Raw genomic sequence first — 20,100 nt, forward strand, 5'->3', positions numbered from 1 at the left:
AGGTGGGGCCTGGCCCTGGTTCGGGGCGCATCGGATAGGGCGGGGTGGGCCCTGGTGCCGGGTTTGGCTCCGGGGCGGTCGAGCGAGCGTGCGCCCCGGTTGAAGGGGACTCTGGCCGGCCCGTCACCCCACCGCCATTCGGTCGGCTTCCCGGGCCGAGGGCGTGACCCTGGGCAGGGCCGCTCCGTTCACCTGAGTGGCGGAACCCGTGACCAGGCCGCGCCGCCGCAACGCCCCCGACCCTACGGAGCCCCCCACCCGGCGCTGAGCGCACCCAAGGCGCATCGAGCGCGGAGGAAGCTGCCCCATGCCCATGCCCATGCCCATGCCCAGCCCGTCCTCGGCCCCCGATGGCGACCGTCCGCCCGTGCGCAGGACCGCGCAGTCCGTCACGCGTCGCGGCGACCCGCCGGCCCCGCTCTCGGTAATGGAGAGCACCTCGTCCCCCTTGGCGGGAGTGGGCGGCTCCACAGCTCTCCAGTCGTCGCCGGTGCCGCGCCGGGTCGTGGACCCGCCACCCGCTCACACGGCCCTGATCTGCGTTGCTCTGCCCGGGCTGGCGATCTCAACGGAGCGGGGGCAGTTGACCGGCCAGGGGCTGGAAGGGTTCTACAGAGCGGGGCGACGCATGCTCTCCCGCTGCCAGGTGCGGGTCGCCGGTCGGGAACCGGTCGCCGTGCAGGCCCGAATGGTCGCGGCCGACCGAGCGCGCTTCGTGGGGTCGCTGCGTGCGTCCCCCGACGCCGGCCCGGATCCGGACGTGGTCGTCGAGCGGACGCGGTATGCGGACGGCACCGAGCGGATCACCCTGCAGAGCGCGGCCCCTCGTACCCTGCGCCTGCCCGTCGAGGTCGCGCTCGGCACGGATCTCGCGGAGCTGGGTGCGGTTGCCTCGGGCCGGGCCGGACCCGAATTGCCTGCCAGTGTCCACGACTCCGGCCTGCGGTGGTCCTGCCCGACCGCCCACGTGGTCGTCACTGCCGACCCGCCGCCCAGCGACGTCCTGGCCTCCGCGGGACTGCTGCGCTGGGAGCTCGAGCTACCGCCGGGCGGCATGCGGAGCGTGGAGCTGCGCGTACGGCCGGACGGTGCCGGGCCCATCAGAGTGATGGGACGCGGCGCGGCGAGCCCGTTCGCTCCGGCCCGGGCGGCGGGGGACGACCCCAGGGTCGGCGCACTCCTGCGCACGTGCGTCGAGGATCTCCAGGCGTTGCTGGTGCGCGACACCCGGCACCCGTCCGACACGCACCTCGCGGCGGGGGCTCCCTGGCGAAGCGGCCTGGCGCCGGCGGAGGCGCTCGCGGCGGCCCGGATGGCGCTGCCGCTGGGCACCCGTCTCGCCGCGGGCACTCTACGGACTCTCGCCCGCACTCAACTCGCCGGTCCGGGACCGCGGTCCGGCCTGATTCCCGGACCGCGTCGGGACGGGGGCCCTCATTTGCCGCCGGGCTGCACGGCGACCGAGGCGACACTGCTCTTCCCCGTGCTGCTCGCCGAGGCCCGCCGCTGGGGACTTGCGGAGCAGCAGGTCGAGGAGCTGCTGCCCACGGCCGAGCGATGCCTCGAGTGGCTGCGGACCGCCGTCGGCGACGGCATCTATCTGCCCGATCCGCACCCCGGCGGGCCGCTCCGCTGCGAGACACAGGCTCACGCCCACCGGGCGGCACTGCTGGGCGCCGATCTGCTCGACGCGCATGGGCGGCCGGGCGGCGTGGGGCTGCGGCAGTGGGCCCAAGTGCTGCGGGCGGCGTTCTGCGACGACTTCTGGGTCGAAGACCGGGGAGGCGGAAGACCGGCGGCCGCCCGGACTCCGAACGGCCGTCTCGTGCCGCACCTGGGCTCGGGCACCGCCCACCTTCTCGACACCGGTCTGCTGGGTTCCGGAGCGCTGGCTCCCGGCCTGCTCGACAAGGTGCAGACCGAGCAGTTGGCGCGACTGTTCGGCGGCCCGGCCATGGACTCGGGATGGGGGTTGCGCAGTCTGGGGACGAAGGAGGCGGCGTACAACCCGTTCGGTCATCGCGCCGGCGCCGTGCGCGTTCAGGAGACGGTGGTCGCCGTCGCGGGGCTGGCCGCCGCGGGCTACGAGAAGGAGGCGAGCTCGCTGCTGCATGGCGTACTCGCTGCGGCCGAGGCCTTCGGCCACCGGCTGCCCGAGATGTACGCCGGGGAGCAGCGCACGGAGGGGAGCGCCCCGCTGCCCCATCCCGCTGCCTGCCGACCTGCGGCCACGGCCGCTGCCGCGGGGGTGTTGCTGCTCACCTCCCTGGCCGGGATCCGCCCCGATGCCCCGGCCGGAACGGTGACGCTGTGCCCGGTCCGTGGTGCGCCGCTGGGCGAGATCGGGCTGACTGGACTGCGGATCTCGGGCTCGCCCTTCTCCGTCCGCGTCAGCAGGCTCGGCCTCGCCATGGTCGAGGAGGCGGCCGATGGACTGCAGTTGGGGGTGTGACCTTGCGAGACGCGTCCTTGGACGGCTATCCGCGGTAGCTGGTGGGCGCCTTACCGGACGGAAGTGGATCAACCCTGGATGCGGTTGGCGAAGGGAGTGTTTATCGTCAGGCAGACGACTATGATCGCGGCATGCCCTACGATCCGTCGGCCTTTCCGCCCTTCGCCGTGACCGTGGACCTGGTCGTGCTGACCGTGCGACGCCATGCCCTGTGCGCGCTGGCGGTGCGGAGGGGTGAGCAGCCCTTCCAGGGGCGGTGGGCGCTCCCGGGCGGCTTTGTACGGCCCGACGAGGATCTGGCGCAGGCCGCCGCGCGCGAGTTGGTCGAGGAGACCGGGCTGTGCGCCCACGACCCGTTCGCGCCCGCGCAGGACAACGGCGCGCACCTGGAGCAGCTCGCGACGTACGGCGACCCCAAGCGCGACCCGCGGATGCGGGTGGTCAGCGTCGCTCATCTCGCGCTGGCTCCCGATCTGCCCGCGCCCCGGGCAGGTGGCGACGCCAACAGCGCGCGCTGGGCGCCTGTCGAGGAGCTGCTGCAGCAGGGTGGCTACGGACGCGACGGGGAGCAGGCTGCGCCGCTCGCCTTCGACCATGCGCAGATTCTCTCGGACGGTGTGGAGCGCGCCCGGTCCAAGATCGAGTACTCGTCGTTGGCCACCGCCTTCTGCCCGACCGAGTTCACCGTCGGCGAGTTGCGCCGTGTGTACGAGGCGGTGTGGGGCGTGGTGCTCGACCCGCGCAACTTCCACCGCAAGGTGACGGGCACGCCAGGCTTCCTGGTGCCCACGGGTGGCACGACGACGCGTCAGGGCGGCCGCCCTGCCCAGCTCTTCCGTGCGGGCGGCGCCACGCTGCTCAACCCGCCGATGCTGCGTCCCGAGGTCTGACCAGGAGGGAGAGGCCGGTTTCGGCTGCGGCGGCCGGGTTGTACTCGCGGACGGTGTGAGACCTGCCCGAGACGAGCCTCGAGGTGCCCGAAAAATCGGAAATGTCGCGCTATCTTGCTTCGAGTGATCCAGGCCATCGGACTGACCAGCAACCCCCGCAAGGAGCTTCCGCCCGCTGTTGACGACGTGTCCTTCGAGGCGCGCGCGGGCCACGTCACCGCGGTCCTCGGAGCCCCGGGCGCGGGCAAGACGACGGCGCTGCAGCTCATGCTCGAACTCCAACAGGGCCGCGGAATCACCTACTTCAGAGGCCGCCCGCTGCACCGGATCGCCCATCCGTCGCGTGAAGTCGGCGTGCTCCTGGGTGAGGTGCCCGGTCACCCGGCGCGGACGGTCCGCGGCCAACTTCGCATGCTGTGCGCCGCCGCCGGCGTGCCCGTGCGACGCGCGGACGAAGTGCTGGACGTGGTCGGGCTCGTCGGCCTCCGCGACGAACGCCTGGGCACGCTCTCGCGCTGCATGGATCGCCGCCTCGGCCTGGCGTGCGCGCTCCTGTCCGACCCGCACACCCTCGTCCTCGACGCCCCCGTCGAGGGGCTCTCCGCCCGCGAAGGCCGCTGGATGCACGGAATTCTCCGCGCACACGCTGCCCAGGGAGGCACCGTGCTGTTCACCACGGACGACCCCAAGGAGGCCGCGCGAACCTCCGACCGGGTCGTCACACTGGAGGAGGGCCGGCTCGTCGCCGACCAGGAGGTCGCGGACTTCGCCCGCACCCGGCTCCGCCCCCGGGTCGCGGTCCGCAGTCCGCACGCCGTCCGGCTCAGCGCCCTGCTGGCCAAGGAGGCACGCGGCGCGCAGCGCTCCATCGAGGTCGTACGTGAGGACGGCAACCGGCTCTCGGTGTACGGCAGCACATGTGCCGACGTCGGCGAGACCGCCTTCCGGCACGGCATCCTCGTACATCAACTCGCCGACGAAATCGGCGACATGGGACCGGTCGCCCCGCCGTCCGCCGAGGGGGACGCGCAGAAGGCCGAAGAGCCCCGCTGGGCCGAGACGCTGGCCTCGACCGCCCTGCCTCCCCTCCCGCCCCCCATCGCCGTACGTCAGGCTCCGAGCCCGCTGCGTCCCCTGCGCTATGAGCTGCGCCGTGCCGCCGGAGTGGGTACCGGTTACGTCACGGCGGCCGCCGTTCTCGTCATCTCGGCCCTCCTGTCCGTGTTCCTGGCCAGAATCGGTCACACGCCCCAGCCGCGTCTCCTGGCCGCCTGGCCGCGAGAATTTCCGCTGCCGCCCGCCGCGCTCGGCGCGGGTCTGCTCGGCGCCATCGCTTTCGGTGAAGAGTTCCGCCACCCCGCCCTGGCCGCGGACCGCGGGACCGTCCCCAGACGCATGGGACTGCTCGCCGCCAAACTTCTCGTCGCCTCGGCCACGGCGCTGACGCTGGCCTTCCTCACCGTGGGATGCGACCTCGAAGTGCTGTACCTCGTCTACGGACGGGAGCTCACCGAGGTTCCCGCGGACTGGCTTGCCCTGAGCGCGAGTTGGATCGGCCTCGTGGTGGGCTGCGCCTGGGCAGGTGTGCTGGCCGCGGGCACCTTCCGGTCCACGACCGCCGGGCTCGCGGCGGTGGTCGCGGTGCCGATCCTCGTCGTACCGCTCGTACAGAAGGCCTTGGAGGGGCCGTCTGTGCGGACTGCGGCAGGGTTCCCCCTGAGGCTGCGCGAGCTGGTGCTGATGCAGTGGCCGTTCGGGGGCGAACGCTATCTGGCGGCCGTAGTGCGCGTGATCGCCCAACCCGTGGGCGGTGCACTGATGTTGTCGCTGACCGCCCTGCTCTGCGCATATCTGCTCACGACCCTGCGGAGCAGGGTCCGATGACGACCGTCCGGGCCCTTCCGTTCCCGCCGTGCGCACAACTCCCCGAAGAAAGCCCATTTCTTTCCGATAAGGCGTCAATTGCGACGGGGTGAGCGATCACCCTTTCGTGTGCTTTTCACCAAAGACCTCAAGGGAGTTGGAGCCAGCGCCGACAAAGGATCCGTGAGTACCCTTGCGCAGACCATGATGACCGCCGCCCGTTCCGCAGATTCCGGCCTGGCCGGCCCGGGCGAACTCGACCGCTACCCCTATGCCGAGGCTTCTGGTGCCGACCGCGTGGGCGCCCCCGCGTGGGAGAGCGCGGACCCGGAGCTCGGCCGTGTGGGCCGGCGTGCCGCGGGCAGCCGCGGACGCGGGCTGCACGGCCAACTCGTTCAACAGCTGGGCCAGATGATCGTCTCCGGCGACCTGGGCGCGGACCGCCCGCTCGTCCCCGAGGAGATCGGTCAGCGGTTCGAGGTCTCCCGCACCGTCGTCCGTGAGTCGCTCCGGGTCCTGGAGGCGAAGGGGCTGGTCAGTGCCAGGCCGAACGTCGGCACGCGCGTGCGTCCCGTCAGCGACTGGAACCTCCTCGACCCGGACATCATCGAATGGCGGGCCTTCGGGCCGCAGCGCGACGACCAGCGACGTGAGCTGAGCGAGCTGCGCTGGACCATCGAGCCGCTCGCCGCGCGCCTCGCGGCCGGGCACGGCCGCGAGGAGGTCCAGCAGCGGCTCGGCGACATGGTCGAGATCATGAGCCATTCCATGGCGCAGGGTGACTCGCTCACCTTCTCGCGGGCCGACGCGGAGTTCCACTCGCTGCTCATCCAGCTGGCGGGCAACCGGATGCTGGAGCACCTCTCAGGGATCGTGTCGGCGGCGCTACAGGTCTCCGGCGGCCCCGTCACCGGCTGTGACCGGCCCAACGACGTCTCCCTGGCGCACCACGCGCGCATCGTCGAGGCCCTCCGTGCGGCGGATGGTGCGGCTGCCGAGACGGCCATGCGCCAACTGCTCACCGTCCACCCCGAGGTGGAGCGCGTGGTGCCCGCGCCGCGCGAACACTGACCGCGCACCGAGGGCGGCGTGGTCGGGGGCGTGTGCCCTCTTGTGGTACCGCTCGGCCGGCGAACCATCGCCCGTCGGGACCCCGTCGGATCCTTCGTGGTCTCGGCGGGGTCCGGCGGCGCGAGGGGGCCGGTGGCCACGGATTGACCCCCTTCGACCACATCTGGCCGCTTTTGTGCGCTTACGGGGTGTGACTCGGGCCACGCAGATTGGGCGTAACGCTCCTCGGAACAGCGCGATGACCTAAGAGGTGACAGCCGAGGAGGGAATACGGACGCCGTTTACGGCGCTGTGCATCTTCCCGGCCCCCGCTCGCGTCGTCGGCCCATCCCCAAGCCGACGGTCGTCGGCTCCTGTCCACAGTGGACGGGGCCGGAAGCCGTTTTCCAACGTTCCGAGAGGTTGTTCGTGTCGGCCAGCACATCCCGTACGCTCCCGCCTGAGATCGCCGAGTCCGTCTCTGTCATGGCGCTCATTGAGCGGGGAAAGGCTGAGGGGCAGATCGCCGGCGATGACGTGCGTCGGGCCTTCGAAGCTGACCAGATTCCGGCCACTCAGTGGAAGAACGTACTGCGCAGCCTCAACCAGATCCTCGAGGAAGAGGGTGTGACGCTGATGGTCAGTGCCGCGGAGCCCAAGCGCACCCGAAAGAGCGTCGCAGCGAAGAGTCCGGCCAAGCGCACCGCCACCAAGACCGTGGCGGCGAAGACGGTGACTGCCAAGAAGGCCACCGCCACCGCTGCTCCGGCAGTGCCTGTCGCCGACGATCCGGCTGAGGACGCGTCTGCCCAGAAGGCCCCTGCCAAGAAGGCGACTGCCAAGAAGGCCGTCGCAAAGAAGACGGTCGCCAAGAAGACGGCGGCCAAGAAGACCACCGCCAAGAAGGACGACGTCGAGCTGATCGACGACGAGGCGGTCGAGGAGACCCCGGGCAAGCCCGGTGCCGAAGAGCCCACCGAGGACGGCGCCCAGGGCTTTGTGCTGTCCGACGAGGACGAGGACGACGCGCCCGCGCAGCAGGTTGCCGCTGCCGGTGCCACCGCCGACCCCGTCAAGGACTACCTCAAGCAGATCGGTAAGGTCCCACTGCTCAACGCCGAGCAGGAGGTGGAGCTCGCCAAGCGCATCGAGGCCGGTCTGTTCGCCGAGGACAAGCTGGCCAACGCCGACAAGCTCGCCCCCAAGCTCAAGCGCGAGCTGGAGATCATCGCCGAGGACGGCCGCCGCGCCAAGAACCACCTTCTGGAGGCCAACCTCCGTCTGGTGGTTTCGCTGGCCAAGCGCTACACCGGCCGCGGCATGCTCTTCCTGGACCTCATCCAGGAGGGCAACCTCGGTCTGATCCGCGCGGTCGAGAAGTTCGACTACACCAAGGGCTACAAGTTCTCCACGTACGCCACCTGGTGGATCCGTCAGGCGATCACCCGCGCGATGGCCGACCAGGCCCGCACCATCCGTATCCCGGTGCACATGGTCGAGGTCATCAACAAGCTCGCGCGCGTGCAGCGCCAGATGCTCCAGGACCTGGGTCGCGAGCCCACCCCGGAGGAGCTGGCCAAGGAACTCGACATGACCCCGGAGAAGGTCATCGAGGTCCAGAAGTACGGCCGCGAGCCCATCTCCCTGCACACCCCGCTGGGCGAGGACGGCGACAGCGAGTTCGGTGACCTCATCGAGGACTCCGAGGCCGTCGTCCCGGCCGACGCGGTGAGCTTCACGCTCCTCCAGGAGCAGCTGCACTCCGTGCTCGATACCCTGTCCGAGCGTGAGGCGGGCGTCGTCTCGATGCGCTTCGGTCTTACCGACGGTCAGCCGAAGACCCTCGACGAGATCGGCAAGGTGTACGGGGTGACCCGTGAGCGGATCCGCCAGATCGAGTCCAAGACGATGTCGAAGCTGCGTCACCCGTCGCGCTCCCAGGTGCTGCGCGACTACCTCGACTAGGTCTCGGCCGTACGTCACCGAGGGCCCGGCTCCCGTGGGGAGCCGGGCCCTCGGCGTGTGCGCGGAGTGCGTGCACACGCGTGCTGGATCACTGTGGGTGTTCCATGACCGTCCCAGAGTGAGGAGCGCACATGCGCCGTCCTTTTGCCTCAATGCTGGCCCTCGCGGCCACCGCAGCCGCGATACCGCTGGCGTCCCCCGCTCCGGCGGCTGCGGACAGTGTCGTCATCGGAGGCTTTCCGGTCGAGATCTCCGAGAGCCCGTGGACAGTGGCGCTGTCCAGTCGTGACCGGTTCGGGGGTACGCGCGCGGGGCAGTTCTGCGGGGGAGTGGTGATCAGCGCCTCCAAGGTCCTGACCGCGGCCCACTGCCTGGGCTCGGATGTGCTGGGCCCGCCGTCTCGACGGGTGCGTGACCTGAAGGTCATCGCGGGCCGCGGAGATTTGCTGTCGAGCGGCGGCAAGGAGATCTCCGTACGCGACATCTGGGTCAACCCGGGCTACGACGCCTATACGAATGCCGGTGACTTCGGCGTGCTCACGCTCGCCGCCCCGCTTCCCGAGAGCTCGGTCATCGGTATGGCGGCGTCGGGAGACCCCTCGTACGAGCCGGGTACCTCCGCCACGGTTTATGGCTGGGGTGACACCACGGGTGGGGGTGACTACGCCGGCAGTCTCAGGGCCGCGCGTGTGAACGTACTCCCCGATGCCGCCTGTGAGGAGGCCTATCCAGGCAGCTCCGACGGCACGTACCGGGCTGCGTCCATGCTGTGCGCCGGGCAGAACGAGGGCGGGCGGGACGCCTGTCAGGGGGACAGTGGAGGGCCGCTGGTCGCCCAGGGGCGGCTCATAGGCCTGGTGTCCTGGGGAAGCGGCTGTGGGCGGGCGGGGAGCCCCGGGGTCTATACGCGGGTCTCGGACGTGGTCAGGACTCTCGGCAAGAGCCGCTGAACGCTGTGTCCGGAGGCGCGGTGGGGTCGCTGAACGCGACGTCCTGCCCGTGGTGGGGGTCGCTGACGACCTCCTGACACGTGGTGGGGGCCGCTGGAGGCTGCCCTCGACGCGTGATGGGAGCCGCTCAAGCAACGTCCCTGACGCGTGGCGGGAGGCCGTCGGGGGAAACGGGGGATGCGATACGAGTGCGGGCGGCCACTCTCTGTGTCCAGGGGGTGGCCGCCCGCTCGCCGGCCTGTGCCGGCACTCGCTCGTCGTTGATGCGAAGTGTCAGCGTTCTTCGTCGTTGACGCTTGTCGGAACGGACGTCAGTCGCTCCGTCTCGTCCTGTATCTCGGCGGCGATCTTCTTGAGTTCCGGCTCGAACTTGCGACCGTGGTGGGCGCAGAAGAGCAGTTCTCCGCCGCTCAGGAGGACGACGCGCAGATATGCCTGGGCGCCGCAACGGTCGCAGCGGTCAGCGGCCGTCAGCGGGCTCGCGGGGGTCAGAACAGTAGTCACGTCGCCTCTTCTCTAGCTCGACGAGCTGTCGTACCAGGGTCAACATCCAACCAGGCCGAAAACGTTCCCGCTCGTGGCTTTTCCTCGAAAATTTCTCTCCGGGGCGGCTGTCTGCTGCCGGGTGGCGGCGAATGAGCCGTATTGCGTGTCTTCGCGTCTTACGGGTTCGCGCAGTCTGTCAGGGTCAGTCCTCCCGGCTGGGTTGCCGGTTGTTCATGAGGACGTGCCCGGAGCCTAAATGGTTCATGCCTGGAAGGGAACGTGATATGTGCTTCACTCCATCGAGGGATCGAACGCCCATGCGACTCTGGACTAGTCTGAGTTCATGCGAGGGTGGCGTTACATCGGCTCTACCAGGCCTCGGTACCCTCTGAGCGGCGACCGAAGCCGGGCCCTTACCCAAAAGGGTCCCATCTGAAATTCAGCGAGGAGCGAACCGCGTGACCGCCGAGACGTCCGTGCCGTCCACAGCGCTGCTGACCGGAGCAGACCGGGACGGTTCCAACTACACCGCGCGGCACCTACTCGTCCTCGAGGGGCTCGAGGCCGTGCGCAAGCGCCCGGGCATGTACATCGGGTCGACCGACAGCCGCGGTCTGATGCACTGCCTCTGGGAGATCATCGACAACTCCGTGGACGAGGCTCTTGGGGGCTACTGCGACCACATCGAGGTGGTCCTGCACGACGACGCCTCGGTGGAGGTGCGGGACAACGGCCGCGGCATCCCGGTCGACGTGGAGCCCAAGACCGGCCTCTCAGGTGTCGAGGTCGTGATGACCAAACTGCACGCCGGCGGAAAGTTCGGCGGCGGCTCGTACGCGGCCTCCGGCGGTCTGCACGGTGTGGGCGCCTCTGTGGTGAACGCGCTCTCCGCGCGCCTGGACATCGAGGTGGACCGGGGCGGCCAGATCCATGCGGTGAGCTTCCGGCGCGGTACTCCGGGAGTGTTCAAGGCGGACGGTCCCGAGGCCGCCTTCGACGCGACCAGCGGGCTGCGCAAGATCAAGCGGATCCCCAAGACGCGCACCGGGACGCGCGTGCGTTACTGGGCCGACCGCCAGATCTTCCTCAAGGACGCCAAGCTCTCCCTGGAGAACCTGCACCAGCGCGCCCGCCAGACCGCGTTCCTGGTGCCCGGCCTGACCATCGTCGTCCGTGACGAGTACGGGCTCGGCGAGGGCGGCAGTAAGGGCGAGGAGTCCTTCCGCTTCGACGGCGGCATCAGCGAATTCTGCGAGTATCTGGCCACCGACAAGCCCGTCTGCGACGTCCTCCGCTTCTCCGGGCAGGGCACCTTCAAGGAGACCGTCCCGGTCCTCGACGACCACGGGCAGATGACGCCGACCGAGGTCACGCGTGAGCTCGGTGTCGATGTCGCGCTGCGCTGGGGCACCGGCTACGACACGACTCTGAAGTCGTTCGTGAACATCATTGCCACCCCGAAGGGCGGCACCCACGTCGCGGGCTTCGAGCAGGCCGTCGCCAAGACGATGAACGAGGTGCTGCGCGCCAAGAAGCTGCTGCGTGTCGCCGAGGACGACATCGTCAAGGACGACGCTCTGGAGGGCCTGACGGCCGTGGTCACGGTGCGTCTCGCCGAGCCGCAGTTCGAGGGCCAGACGAAGGAGGTCCTCGGCACCTCGGCGGCCCGCCGCATCGTGACGACTGTGATCTCCAAGGAGCTCAAGGCGTTCCTGACCTCGACGAAGCGGGACGCTGCCGCGCAGGCGCGCGTCGTCATGGAAAAGGCCGTCGCCGCAGCCCGTACGCGGATCGCCGCCCGCCAGCACAAGGACGCCCAGCGCCGGAAGACGGCTCTGGAGTCCTCCTCCCTGCCCGCCAAGCTTGCCGACTGCCGCAGCGACGACGTGGAGCGCAGTGAGCTCTTCATCGTCGAGGGTGACTCGGCGCTCGGTACGGCCAAGCTCGCCCGGAACTCCGAGTTCCAGGCGCTGCTGCCGATTCGCGGCAAGATCCTCAACGTTCAGAAGGCGTCCGTGACGGACATGCTGAAGAACGCCGAGTGCGGCGCGATCATCCAGGTCATAGGAGCAGGCTCGGGACGGACCTTCGACATCGACGCGGCGCGCTACGGGAAGATCATTCTTCTCGTCGACGCCGACGTCGACGGCGCGCACATCCGCATTCTGCTGCTGACGCTGTTCCAGCGATACATGCGGCCCATGGTCGAGGCGGGGCGGGTGTTCGCGGCGGTGCCGCCGCTGCACCGTATTGAGCTCAGTCAGCCCAAGAAGGGGCAGGACAAGTACGTCTACACGTACTCGGACCGTGAGCTGCGGGAGACGCTGCTGGAGCTGCAGCGCAAGAACGTGCGGTACAAGGACTCGATCCAGCGTTACAAGGGTCTGGGTGAGATGGACGCCGATCAGCTGGCCGAGACGACGATGGATCCGCGGCACCGGACTCTGCGGCGGATCAACATCTCCGACCTCGAGGCGTCCGAGCAGGTGTTTGATCTGCTGATGGGGAACGACGTGGCGCCGCGCAAGGAGTTCATCTCCAGCTCGGCGGCTACGTTGGACCGGTCGCGGATCGACGCGTAGTCGCTGCGGCTGGGCTGGGCGGTTCGCTGTCTGGTGGTGGGTGGGTCGGGGTCGTGCCCGTACATCCGCCCCGTCGCCGGTGGCAGATCGCTTGGCTTTCAGGGCTCGGCTTGTTGGCAACCACGTAAGCGACGGGGCATGTGATGTACCGGCACGGCCCCTTCCGTGGTCTGGCGACTGCGGGTGCGTGGGGGCGTGCCTTGCCACTGCGGGCGGGTGCGACGGGCGTGGGCGGGTGCGGGTGGGGTGCGCATCGTCAGCTGCGGGTGGGTGTGCGGGGAGCGTGGCCTCTTCCGGCCAGGGGCCGTGCGTAGGCGGACGCGGGTGTGTGTCCTGCCCACCCCGGTTGTCGGCTCCCTCTGGCCTTGGCCGCCGGCGCTTGATGTTCTAGCCGTCCGGCGTTTGAGGACGAGGCCGGGCGGGCGGAAGCGGTGGTCTGGGGGCGCAGCCCCAGGGACGATGGGGTTTCCCCGGCACTAGCGAAGCAGAGAGCTTGGGGGAGGGTAGGGGCAGAGGGGACGAAAGCCTGGGCCTGGCCACCCGGCGGCGGTGGCGGGAAGGGGGGTCTCCACCCGTGGGTGGAGGCTCGGGGCGATGGGGGGTCCACCCACGATCCACCCCGGCTCCGATCTGCTGACCAGCCGATTTCCGTAGCGTCGAAGGCGTCGACAGCTCCCGCTGCCGATACCCGCTCTTCCTCGCCCACGGAGGCTGTGATGTCCGGGCTCGTCAATGCTTTGGTGATCTGCGCCGTTGTCGTGCTGGTGATCGCGCGCCAGTTCCGCACCCGCACGATCAGCACGGACAGGCGCTGGTGGGTCGTGCCCGCCATCCTGGTCTTCATTGCTGTGCGGGAGCCTGGGGTGATCGACCCCCATCACCGGACCGAGGCGATCCTTCTGGTCGGCACCGAGCTGCTCATAGGCCTGGCCACCGGAGCCGGCTGGGCATGGACCACACGGATCTGGGCGGAGCAGGACGGCTCGGTGTGGAGCAAGAGCACCAAGGCCGGCGTGGCCGTCTGCATCGTGGGCATAGGCCTGCGTGTGGGCCTGTTCGGCATCGGAGCACTGCTCGGCGTGCACCAGGACTCCTCCGCTCTGTTGCTCGCGCTTGCCGCGACCCTGCTGGTGCGCTCCGGGCTCCTGGTCTGGCGCTCTCAGTCCCAGAGCCCGGCTGTCGCGCAGGGCCCGGCGTACGGTGACGGCGTGCCCCGGGGCTCGTGGAAGGAGCGCGTGTGACCGAGAACGCCTGGAGGCGGTGGCCTTCCCGCGAGGCCCTCTCCCGAGAGGGAGTGCCGAGGGCCCGGCGCGCGCTCGCCTGGACCACGCGGGCCATCGCCCTCGGCGCGCTCATCGCGACGACCTTCGCGAACAGCCACCTGCACGCTTGGGGTGCGGTTGCGGGCGTTGCGGGAATCCTCGTGTGCGCAGTCGCCGCGTGGGGCTTCTGGCAGACCACGCTCGAACACCGCCTGCTGCCGTCCCTGGGGCTCCTCGCGCTCCTGCTCGCGATCGCGACGGTGGGGCAGGGCATGGGTTTCCGGGTACCGGCTCTGGTCCTGTGGTGCGGGTGCGCCATCAGCGCCATCGAACGGCTGCCTCTCGCGGCGGCACTGCCCGTCACCTCAGTTGCACTGAGCGCGTACGCGGCGGGCAACAAGGATGTGTGGCTGACCACCGTTGCCACGACGGTGGGCCTCGTCCTGGGCGGATATGTGTTGCGCCTGGACGCGGAGGCTCGCGGCAGCGCCCAGCGGCTGCTCGCCCAGGAGCGTGCGGCACACGTGGCCGAGGCGGAGTCGGCGGCGCTCGCCGAGCGGACCAGGATCGCCCGGGAGATCCATGATGTCCTGGCCCACAGCCTCTCGGCGCAGCTTGTGCACCTCGAGGCGGCCCGGCTGCTCATCGAGCGGGGCGCGGACCGGGAGACGATTCTCGAACGGGTCGTGGCGGCACGGGGGATGGCCCGTGAGGGGCTGGCGGAGACCCGGCAGGCGCTCTCCGCGCTGCGCGGAGAGATGTCCCCGCTGGAGGACTTCCTCAGCGAACTCGTCGCCACGGCCGACGGCGCCGACGTCACCGTGAGCGGCGAACGGCAGCCGCTCGCCGCCGAGGCCTCGCAGGCAGTACGCAGAGTGGCGCAGGAAGCTCTGACGAATGCGCGCAAGCATGCTCCGGGCGCCAAGGTCCACGTACGGCTGGACTACGGCGAGCAGGAAGTGACGCTGGACGTCCGGGACTCGGGCGGGCCGCCGGGCGAGCTCAGCGGCTCGGGAGCCGGGTACGGTCTGCTGGGCATGCGAGAACGTTCCGAGTTGCTGGGCGGCTCGTTGGACGCCGGGCCTGACGAGGAGGGGTTCGTGGTGACGCTGAAGGTGCCCCTATGACGGAGATGGAGGAGGCGGACAGGAAGCCGGCGCGGGTCGTGGTGGCGGACGACCAGACCGTGGTGCGCGAGGGCATTGTGATGCTGCTGGGGTTGTTGCCCGGGATCGAGGTCGTCGGAGCAGCCGGCGACGGGGACGAGGCGGTGAAGCTTGTCGCCGAACTCGCCCCGGACGTGGTGCTGATGGACCTGCGCATGCCGCGTTGCGACGGTGTCGAGGCGACCCGGCGCATCCGAGCCGAGCACCCTGGGACGCAAGTCGTCGTGCTCACGACGTACGCGGACGACGAGTCGTTGTTCCCTGCGCTCAAAGCGGGGGCTCGCGGCTATCTCACCAAGGACGCGGGGGGTGACGAGATCGTACGGGCCGTGGAGAGCGTGCTGTCCGGGGACGCGGGGCTCTCGCCGAGCGTGCAACGGCGGCTGCTGGAGCGGCTGTCGGAGCCGAAAGCGGAGCCTGCCCCGTTCACGGAGGCGCCGGACGGGTTCACCGCGCGCGAGACCGAGGTGCTCCTGCTGATCGCGGAGGGGCTCAGCAACCATGAGATCGCCCGCAAGCTGCATGTCTCAACGGCCACAGTGAAGACCCACATCAACAACCTCTTCGCCAAGGCGGGCCTCAAGGACCGAGCTCAGGCAGTGCGTTATGCCTATGGGAAGGGCCTCGTACGGCCACCGGCGGACTGAGTCACCTGATGGGGTGAAGAGCACGGAGAGAAGAGTCCGGGATCTTCCCGATCTGCCCATCCTTGGCCACGCGGCCGAAACGGGTCGCGGACAAGGAGAGTTCGGTGGAGAAGCACGACGGCGGCGACACCGGGAAGGTCCGGTTCGACGACCCCTGGTACGACGCGCTCGCCTCCGGGTGGGGTGAGTTGGACGGTACTGGTGCGCCCGCTCCTGCCGTGCCGGCCGCGCGCCCGGAGCACGAAGGGCGGACGGGCGGGACGGCCGACATCTATCTGGAGGTGCAGCGCAGCGCGGCCTTCCAGGAAGTGCGCAGACGGTACCGGAGGTTCGTGGTCCCGGGCGTCGCCCTGTTCTTCACCTGGTATCTGGGTTATGTGGTGACCGCGACGACGGCTCCCGGGTTCATGGCCAGGCCCGTCGCCGGCGTCGTGAACGTGGCGCTGCTCGCGGGGCTCGGGCAGTTCCTCACGACATTCCTGTTCACCTGGGCGTACGCGCGCCATGCCCGGCTGCACAGGGACCGGGCCGCGCTTGATCTGCGCTGGGACACCCAGGAGCTGACGCGGAACGTGAGGGGTGGTGAGAGGTGACCGGCAACCATCAGACGCTGGCGCTTCTGCTGTTCAGCGCGTTTGTGGCGGTGACGCTGGCGATCACGACATGGGTGAGCCGTAACCGCCATGGTTCGGCGGAGGAGTTCTATGCCGGCGGGCGGTTGTTCTCGCCGATGGAGAATGGTTTTGCCATCTCGGGCGACTACATGTCGGCGGCTTCGTTCCTGGGTGTCACAGGGCTCATCTCGCTCTATGGCTACGACGGGTTGTTGTACGTCGTGGGGTTTCTCGTCGCCTGGCTGGTGGTTCTCTTCCTGGTGGCCGAACTGGTGCGCAACTGCGGACGGTTCACCCTGGCCGACGTGGTCGCGGCCCGGATGAGCGAGCGACCGGTGCGCATCGCGGCGGGAACTTCCTCGGTGACCGTGTCCGTTCTGTATCTGGTGGCGCAGATGGTGGGAGCGGGCAGCCTGGTCGCGCTGCTTCTCGGGGGTACGAGCGAGGCCGCGCGGAACTGGACGGTGATCGGCGTCGGCGCGCTCATGGTGATCTATGTGTCGCTGGGAGGGATGCGGGCCACCACCTGGATCCAGATCGTCAAGGCGGTGCTGTTGCTGAGCGGGGCGTTGGCGCTGACCGTGCTGGTCCTGGTGCGTTTCCACGGCGACTTCAACGAGCTGCTGCGTTCGGCGGCGGAGCGCAGCGGGCACGGTGACGCGTTTCTGGCGCCCGGACTGAAGTACGGCGGGAGCTGGACCGCGCGCTTCGACTTCATCAGTCTGGGCCTGGCTCTGGTGCTCGGCACGGGCGGGCTGCCGCACATCCTGTCCCGGTTCTACACGGTGCCGACCGCGCGGGCCGCGCGCCGTTCGGTGGTCTGGTCTGTCGGGCTCATCGGGGGCTTCTATGTGATGACGATCGTGCTGGGCTTCGGCGCGGCCGCGCTCGTCGGCCCGGAGGCGGTGCGCGGGGCGAGCGCGGCCGGGAACACGGCGGTTCCCTTGCTGGCGCTCGATCTGGGCGGCGGCGTGAACTCCACCAGCGGAACGGTTCTCTTTGCGATCGTCGCCGCCATCGCCTTCGCCACCATCCTGGCGGTCGTCGCCGGAATCACCCTTGCGTCCTCGGCGTCCGTGGCCCACGACCTGCACGCGTCGTTGCGTCGTCGGCACGCGAAGCCGCGCAGCGAGGTGGCCGTGGCACGTACGGCGGCCGTCGGGATCGGCGTGGTGGCGATCGCGCTCGGGCTGCTCGCCCGCGATCTCAACGTGGCCTTCCTGGTGGGTCTCGCCTTCGCCGTCGCCGCGTCCGCGAACCTGCCGGTACTGCTGTACTCACTGTTCTGGCGGTCCTTCACGACGCGCGGTGCTGTGTGGGCCGTATACGGCGGCCTGGTGCCCGCGCTGGGGCTCGTGCTCCTTTCACCGGTGGTGTCGGGGAGCCCCGAATCGCTGTTCCCGAGTGTGGACTTCCAGTACTTCCCGCTGCAGAACCCAGGTCTCGTCTCGATTCCCCTGGGCTTCCTCGCCGGCTGGCTCGGCACGGTGACGTCCGCGGAGCCGCCGGACGAGGCCAAGCACGCCGAGACCGAAGTGCGCGCGCTCACCGGAGCCGGGGCCGTCTGAGGGCGCCTCCAGGGGACGTACGCGGCGAACCGGGGAAGCCGCCGCGCACGTACGTCCGGGCCTATGGCGCCACCCACGCGTACCGATGCTCCGGCCGCCCCGTGTCTCCGTACTTGAGCGAGAGCCGCAGGCGTCCGGCCTGTTCGAGATGGCGCAGATACCGCTGGGCGGTGGATCGGCTCAGACCGGTCTCGGCGGCGACTTCGTGAGCCGAGAGCGGCTGGCTCGCGCGGTGCAGTACGTCGCAGATGAGGTCCGTGGTCGGCTCCGAGTGACCGCTGGGCAGCCCCGGTGACGAGGGCGCGGACGCGGTGCGCAGGGCGCCGAAGATGCGGTCGACCTGCTCTTGGCCCGCCACGCCGCGGCCGCCCACCCGGTCCACAGTACGGCGCAGGGCGGCGTAAGACTCGAGACGGGTGCGCAGGGCCGCGAAGGTGAACGGCTTGACCAGATAGTGCAGGGCACCAAGGCGCATCGCCGCCTGCACGGTGACCACGTCACTGGCCGCGGTGATCATGATGACGTCGGTGCCATGGCCGTGCTCGCGCATCCGGTGGACGAGTTCGAGGCCTGTCCGGTCGGGCAGATAGTGGTCGAGCAGCACCAGGTCGATGGGCGCACGCTCGACGGCGGCCATGGCCTGGGCAGCACTGTGTGCGCGGGCGGCCACCCGGAAGCCGGGAACCTTTCCCACGTACTTGGCGTTGATCTCGGCAACGCGGAAGTCGTCGTCCACGACCAGGACGTCAATCATCGGGCCTCTTTTCCCTCAAGGCCTGGCGAGCGTTAAGCCCGTGTTTCGGCTCCGCTGTTGTAGCGCGAGCAAAAAGAGCACAACAGGCTGTTGCAAGCAAAAGAACTCCATGTGCCCAGAAGACTGATGCTGTGGCCCGCGCCACATCTACCGTCCCGGGCCATGAGCGCAGACACCAGCCCCGCCATCGAGCTACGGGGCGCGAGCAAGATCTTCAAGACCCCGTCAGGGGGTCTGCACACGGCGGTCAGGGAGCTGGACCTGACCATCGACCGGGGCGAGTTCGTGGCCGTCGTCGGCCCCACCGGTTGCGGGAAGTCGACCACGCTGACCCTGGTGAGTGGGCTCGAAGAGCCCACCGAGGGCGAGGTCCTGGTTGCCGGTGAGCCGGTCGCCGGCGTCGGCGACAAGGTCGGCTTCGTCTTCCAGCAGGACGCCACGTTCCCCTGGCGTACGGTCCTGTCCAACGTGATGGCGGGGCCCCGCTTCCGCGGTGTGCCCAAGGCGGAGGCGAAGCGGAAGGCGCGCGAGTGGCTGGCCAGGGTCGGGCTCGCGGCCTTCGAGGACCGCTATCCGCACCAGCTCTCCGGCGGCCAGCGCAAGCGCGTCGCCCTCGCCGCGACCTTCGTCAACGACCCCGAGATCCTGCTGATGGACGAGCCTTTCTCGGCCCTCGACGTGCAGACCAGGGCCCTGATGTCGGACGAACTGCTCGAACTGTGGGAAGGCACGGGCGCCTCGGTCGTCTTCGTCACCCACGACCTGGAGGAGTCCATCGCGCTCGCCGACAAGGTCGTCGTGATGACCGCCGGCCCCGCCACCGTGAAGCACGTCTTCGACATCGATCTCCCGCGGCCGCGCAAGGTCGAATCGGTGCGACTGGAGCCGCGCTTCATCGAGATCTATCGCGAGATCTGGGAATCGCTCGGCGAAGAGGTCCGCATCACCCGTGAGAGGGGTGCGGCGAATGTCGCCTGACGTCATGCCCGAGGCCGTTGTCGCCCTGACGATGACCGAGCCCGGCAACAAGGGGCGTGCACACTCCCGCGCCCGGGCCGCACGCAGACGCAAGGCCATCGTCGCCGCCGCCCGCGCACTGCTTCTGGTCGCCGTGCTCGGCCTGTGGGAGGTGTTCGCGCGGGCCAAGGTCATCGATCCGTTCAACTTCTCGATGCCGTCGAAGATCTGGGACCAGATCTACACGTGGGTGATGCACGGGACCGCGCTCGGGTCTTTGGCGGAGCAGGTCTGGTACACGCTCCACGAAGCGTTGCTCGGCTGGGTCATCGGTGTGATCGCCGGCGTGGTCTTCGGTATCGCGCTGGGGCGTATCGCCTTCCTCGCCGATGTCCTTGGTCCATACATCAAGGTGCTCAACTCCATACCGAGGATCGTCCTGGCGCCCATCTTCGTGATCTGGTTCGGGCTCGGGCCGGCCTCCAAGATCGCGTCGGCCGTGGTGCTCGTCTTCTTCCCGGTCTTCTTCAACGCCTTCCAGGGCGCCCGAGAGGTCGACCGCAACCTGGTGGCCAACGCCCGGATCCTCGGCGCCAGCGATCGCCGGGTGACGCTTCAGGTCGTCATCCCGTCCGCCACCTCGTGGATCTTCACCAGCCTCCATGTCAGCTTCGGCTTCGCGCTCATCGGCGCCATCGTCGGCGAGTACATCGGCGCCACCAAGGGCATCGGCCTGCTCGTCGCCCAGTCGCAGGGCACCTTCAACGCGGCCGGTGTGTACGCCGCGATGGTCATCCTGGCGGTCGTCGCCCTGCTGGCCGAAGGGCTGCTGACCTTCGCCGAGCGCCGCATCTTCCGATGGAAGCCGTCGGACTCCGACCGCTGATCTCCCGC

At 69.6% G+C, this 20,100-nt stretch carries 16 protein-coding genes; 14 read left to right on the plus strand and 2 right to left on the minus strand.

Annotation, left to right across the window (positions count from 1 at the left end):
* Positions 1-307: 307 nt before the first annotated feature.
* The 6 genes from OG390_RS37920 (at position 308) to OG390_RS37945 (ending at position 9,170) form a co-directional block, all read left to right on the plus strand.
* Complete coding sequence (locus tag OG390_RS37920) at positions 308-2,452, plus strand: glycogen debranching N-terminal domain-containing protein (protein ID WP_406174234.1); 2,145 nt, start codon at positions 308-310, stop codon at positions 2,450-2,452.
* A gap of 131 nt (positions 2,453-2,583) precedes the next feature.
* Positions 2,584-3,342 carry an NUDIX domain-containing protein gene (locus OG390_RS37925; RefSeq protein WP_406174235.1) on the plus strand — a complete coding sequence of 253 codons (759 nt, stop codon included), beginning with the start codon at positions 2,584-2,586 and terminating at the stop codon, positions 3,340-3,342.
* Between the two features lie 123 nt (positions 3,343-3,465).
* Complete coding sequence (locus OG390_RS37930; RefSeq protein ID WP_406174237.1) at positions 3,466-5,226, plus strand: ATP-binding cassette domain-containing protein; 1,761 nt, start codon at positions 3,466-3,468, stop codon at positions 5,224-5,226.
* Between the two features lie 162 nt (positions 5,227-5,388).
* Entirely contained in the window at positions 5,389-6,276 is an 888-nt protein-coding gene (locus OG390_RS37935) for a FadR/GntR family transcriptional regulator (protein WP_406174239.1), read from the plus strand.
* Between the two features lie 408 nt (positions 6,277-6,684).
* Positions 6,685-8,220, plus strand: a complete 1,536-nt coding sequence (locus OG390_RS37940; RefSeq protein WP_399084194.1) for an RNA polymerase sigma factor — start codon at positions 6,685-6,687, stop codon at positions 8,218-8,220.
* A 131-nt stretch (positions 8,221-8,351) separates the two neighbouring features.
* Complete coding sequence (locus OG390_RS37945) at positions 8,352-9,170, plus strand: S1 family serine peptidase (protein WP_406174240.1); 819 nt, start codon at positions 8,352-8,354, stop codon at positions 9,168-9,170.
* 273 nt (positions 9,171-9,443) lie between these two features.
* Here the strand turns inward: OG390_RS37945 and OG390_RS37950 are convergent, their stop codons facing one another.
* Positions 9,444-9,674: a hypothetical protein gene (locus OG390_RS37950; RefSeq protein WP_406174242.1), complete on the minus strand. Its 231-nt coding sequence runs from the start codon at positions 9,672-9,674 to the stop codon at positions 9,444-9,446.
* 440 nt (positions 9,675-10,114) lie between these two features.
* Here OG390_RS37950 and OG390_RS37955 point away from each other — a divergent pair, with 440 nt between their 5' ends.
* From OG390_RS37955 to OG390_RS37980, 6 genes are all read left to right on the plus strand, one after another.
* Complete coding sequence (locus OG390_RS37955) at positions 10,115-12,238, plus strand: type IIA DNA topoisomerase subunit B (protein ID WP_406174244.1); 2,124 nt, start codon at positions 10,115-10,117, stop codon at positions 12,236-12,238.
* A 716-nt stretch (positions 12,239-12,954) separates the two neighbouring features.
* The gene (locus tag OG390_RS37960; RefSeq protein WP_406174246.1) at positions 12,955-13,479 is read left to right on the plus strand and encodes a DUF1453 domain-containing protein; all 525 of its coding nucleotides are present in this window, start codon (positions 12,955-12,957) and stop codon (positions 13,477-13,479) included.
* Positions 13,476-14,627 carry a sensor histidine kinase gene (locus OG390_RS37965; RefSeq protein ID WP_406174248.1) on the plus strand — a complete coding sequence of 384 codons (1,152 nt, stop codon included), beginning with the start codon at positions 13,476-13,478 and terminating at the stop codon, positions 14,625-14,627. Before OG390_RS37960 ends, OG390_RS37965 begins: the two co-directional genes overlap by 4 nt.
* Complete coding sequence (locus tag OG390_RS37970; protein ID WP_406174250.1) at positions 14,624-15,313, plus strand: response regulator; 690 nt, start codon at positions 14,624-14,626, stop codon at positions 15,311-15,313. The genes OG390_RS37965 and OG390_RS37970 overlap by 4 nt, the downstream gene beginning before the upstream one ends.
* 104 nt (positions 15,314-15,417) lie before the next feature.
* Positions 15,418-15,906 (plus strand): DUF485 domain-containing protein, encoded by a 489-nt coding sequence (locus OG390_RS37975; RefSeq protein ID WP_406174251.1) that lies wholly within the window; start codon positions 15,418-15,420, stop codon positions 15,904-15,906.
* Positions 15,903-17,495: a cation acetate symporter gene (locus tag OG390_RS37980; RefSeq protein WP_406174253.1), complete on the plus strand. Its 1,593-nt coding sequence runs from the start codon at positions 15,903-15,905 to the stop codon at positions 17,493-17,495. Before OG390_RS37975 ends, OG390_RS37980 begins: the two co-directional genes overlap by 4 nt.
* 61 nt (positions 17,496-17,556) lie before the next feature.
* Here the strand turns inward: OG390_RS37980 and OG390_RS37985 are convergent, their stop codons facing one another.
* Positions 17,557-18,249: a response regulator gene (locus OG390_RS37985; protein WP_406174254.1), complete on the minus strand. Its 693-nt coding sequence runs from the start codon at positions 18,247-18,249 to the stop codon at positions 17,557-17,559.
* Positions 18,250-18,411: 162 nt separating this feature from the next.
* Between OG390_RS37985 and OG390_RS37990 the strand changes: the two genes are divergently transcribed.
* Both OG390_RS37990 and OG390_RS37995 read left to right on the plus strand, forming a co-directional pair.
* Positions 18,412-19,227: an ABC transporter ATP-binding protein gene (locus tag OG390_RS37990; RefSeq protein WP_406174256.1), complete on the plus strand. Its 816-nt coding sequence runs from the start codon at positions 18,412-18,414 to the stop codon at positions 19,225-19,227.
* Complete coding sequence (locus OG390_RS37995) at positions 19,217-20,092, plus strand: ABC transporter permease (protein WP_406174258.1); 876 nt, start codon at positions 19,217-19,219, stop codon at positions 20,090-20,092. Before OG390_RS37990 ends, OG390_RS37995 begins: the two co-directional genes overlap by 11 nt.
* Positions 20,093-20,100: the final 8 nt, after the last annotated feature.

Origin of the sequence: Streptomyces sp. NBC_00996 (genome assembly GCF_045162675.1) — a bacterium.
In the GTDB taxonomy this organism is placed as follows: Bacteria; Actinomycetota; Actinomycetes; order Streptomycetales; family Streptomycetaceae; genus Streptomyces.

What these genes read in the sequence shown, in the direction of transcription:
- OG390_RS37970 (WP_406174250.1), top strand. Translation starts at nt 14,624, where the DNA reads ATGACGGAGATGGAGGAGGCGGACAGGAAGCCGGCGCGGGTCGTGGTG.
- OG390_RS37990 (WP_406174256.1), top strand. Translation starts at nt 18,412, where the DNA reads ATGAGCGCAGACACCAGCCCCGCCATCGAGCTACGGGGCGCGAGCAAG.
- OG390_RS37925 (WP_406174235.1), top strand. Translation starts at nt 2,584, where the DNA reads ATGCCCTACGATCCGTCGGCCTTTCCGCCCTTCGCCGTGACCGTGGAC.
- OG390_RS37995 (WP_406174258.1), top strand. Translation starts at nt 19,217, where the DNA reads ATGTCGCCTGACGTCATGCCCGAGGCCGTTGTCGCCCTGACGATGACC.
- OG390_RS37920 (WP_406174234.1), top strand. Translation starts at nt 308, where the DNA reads ATGCCCATGCCCATGCCCATGCCCAGCCCGTCCTCGGCCCCCGATGGC.
- OG390_RS37960 (WP_406174246.1), top strand. Translation starts at nt 12,955, where the DNA reads ATGTCCGGGCTCGTCAATGCTTTGGTGATCTGCGCCGTTGTCGTGCTG.
- OG390_RS37945 (WP_406174240.1), top strand. Translation starts at nt 8,352, where the DNA reads ATGCGCCGTCCTTTTGCCTCAATGCTGGCCCTCGCGGCCACCGCAGCC.
- OG390_RS37985 (WP_406174254.1), bottom strand. Translation starts at nt 18,249, where the DNA reads ATGATTGACGTCCTGGTCGTGGACGACGACTTCCGCGTTGCCGAGATC.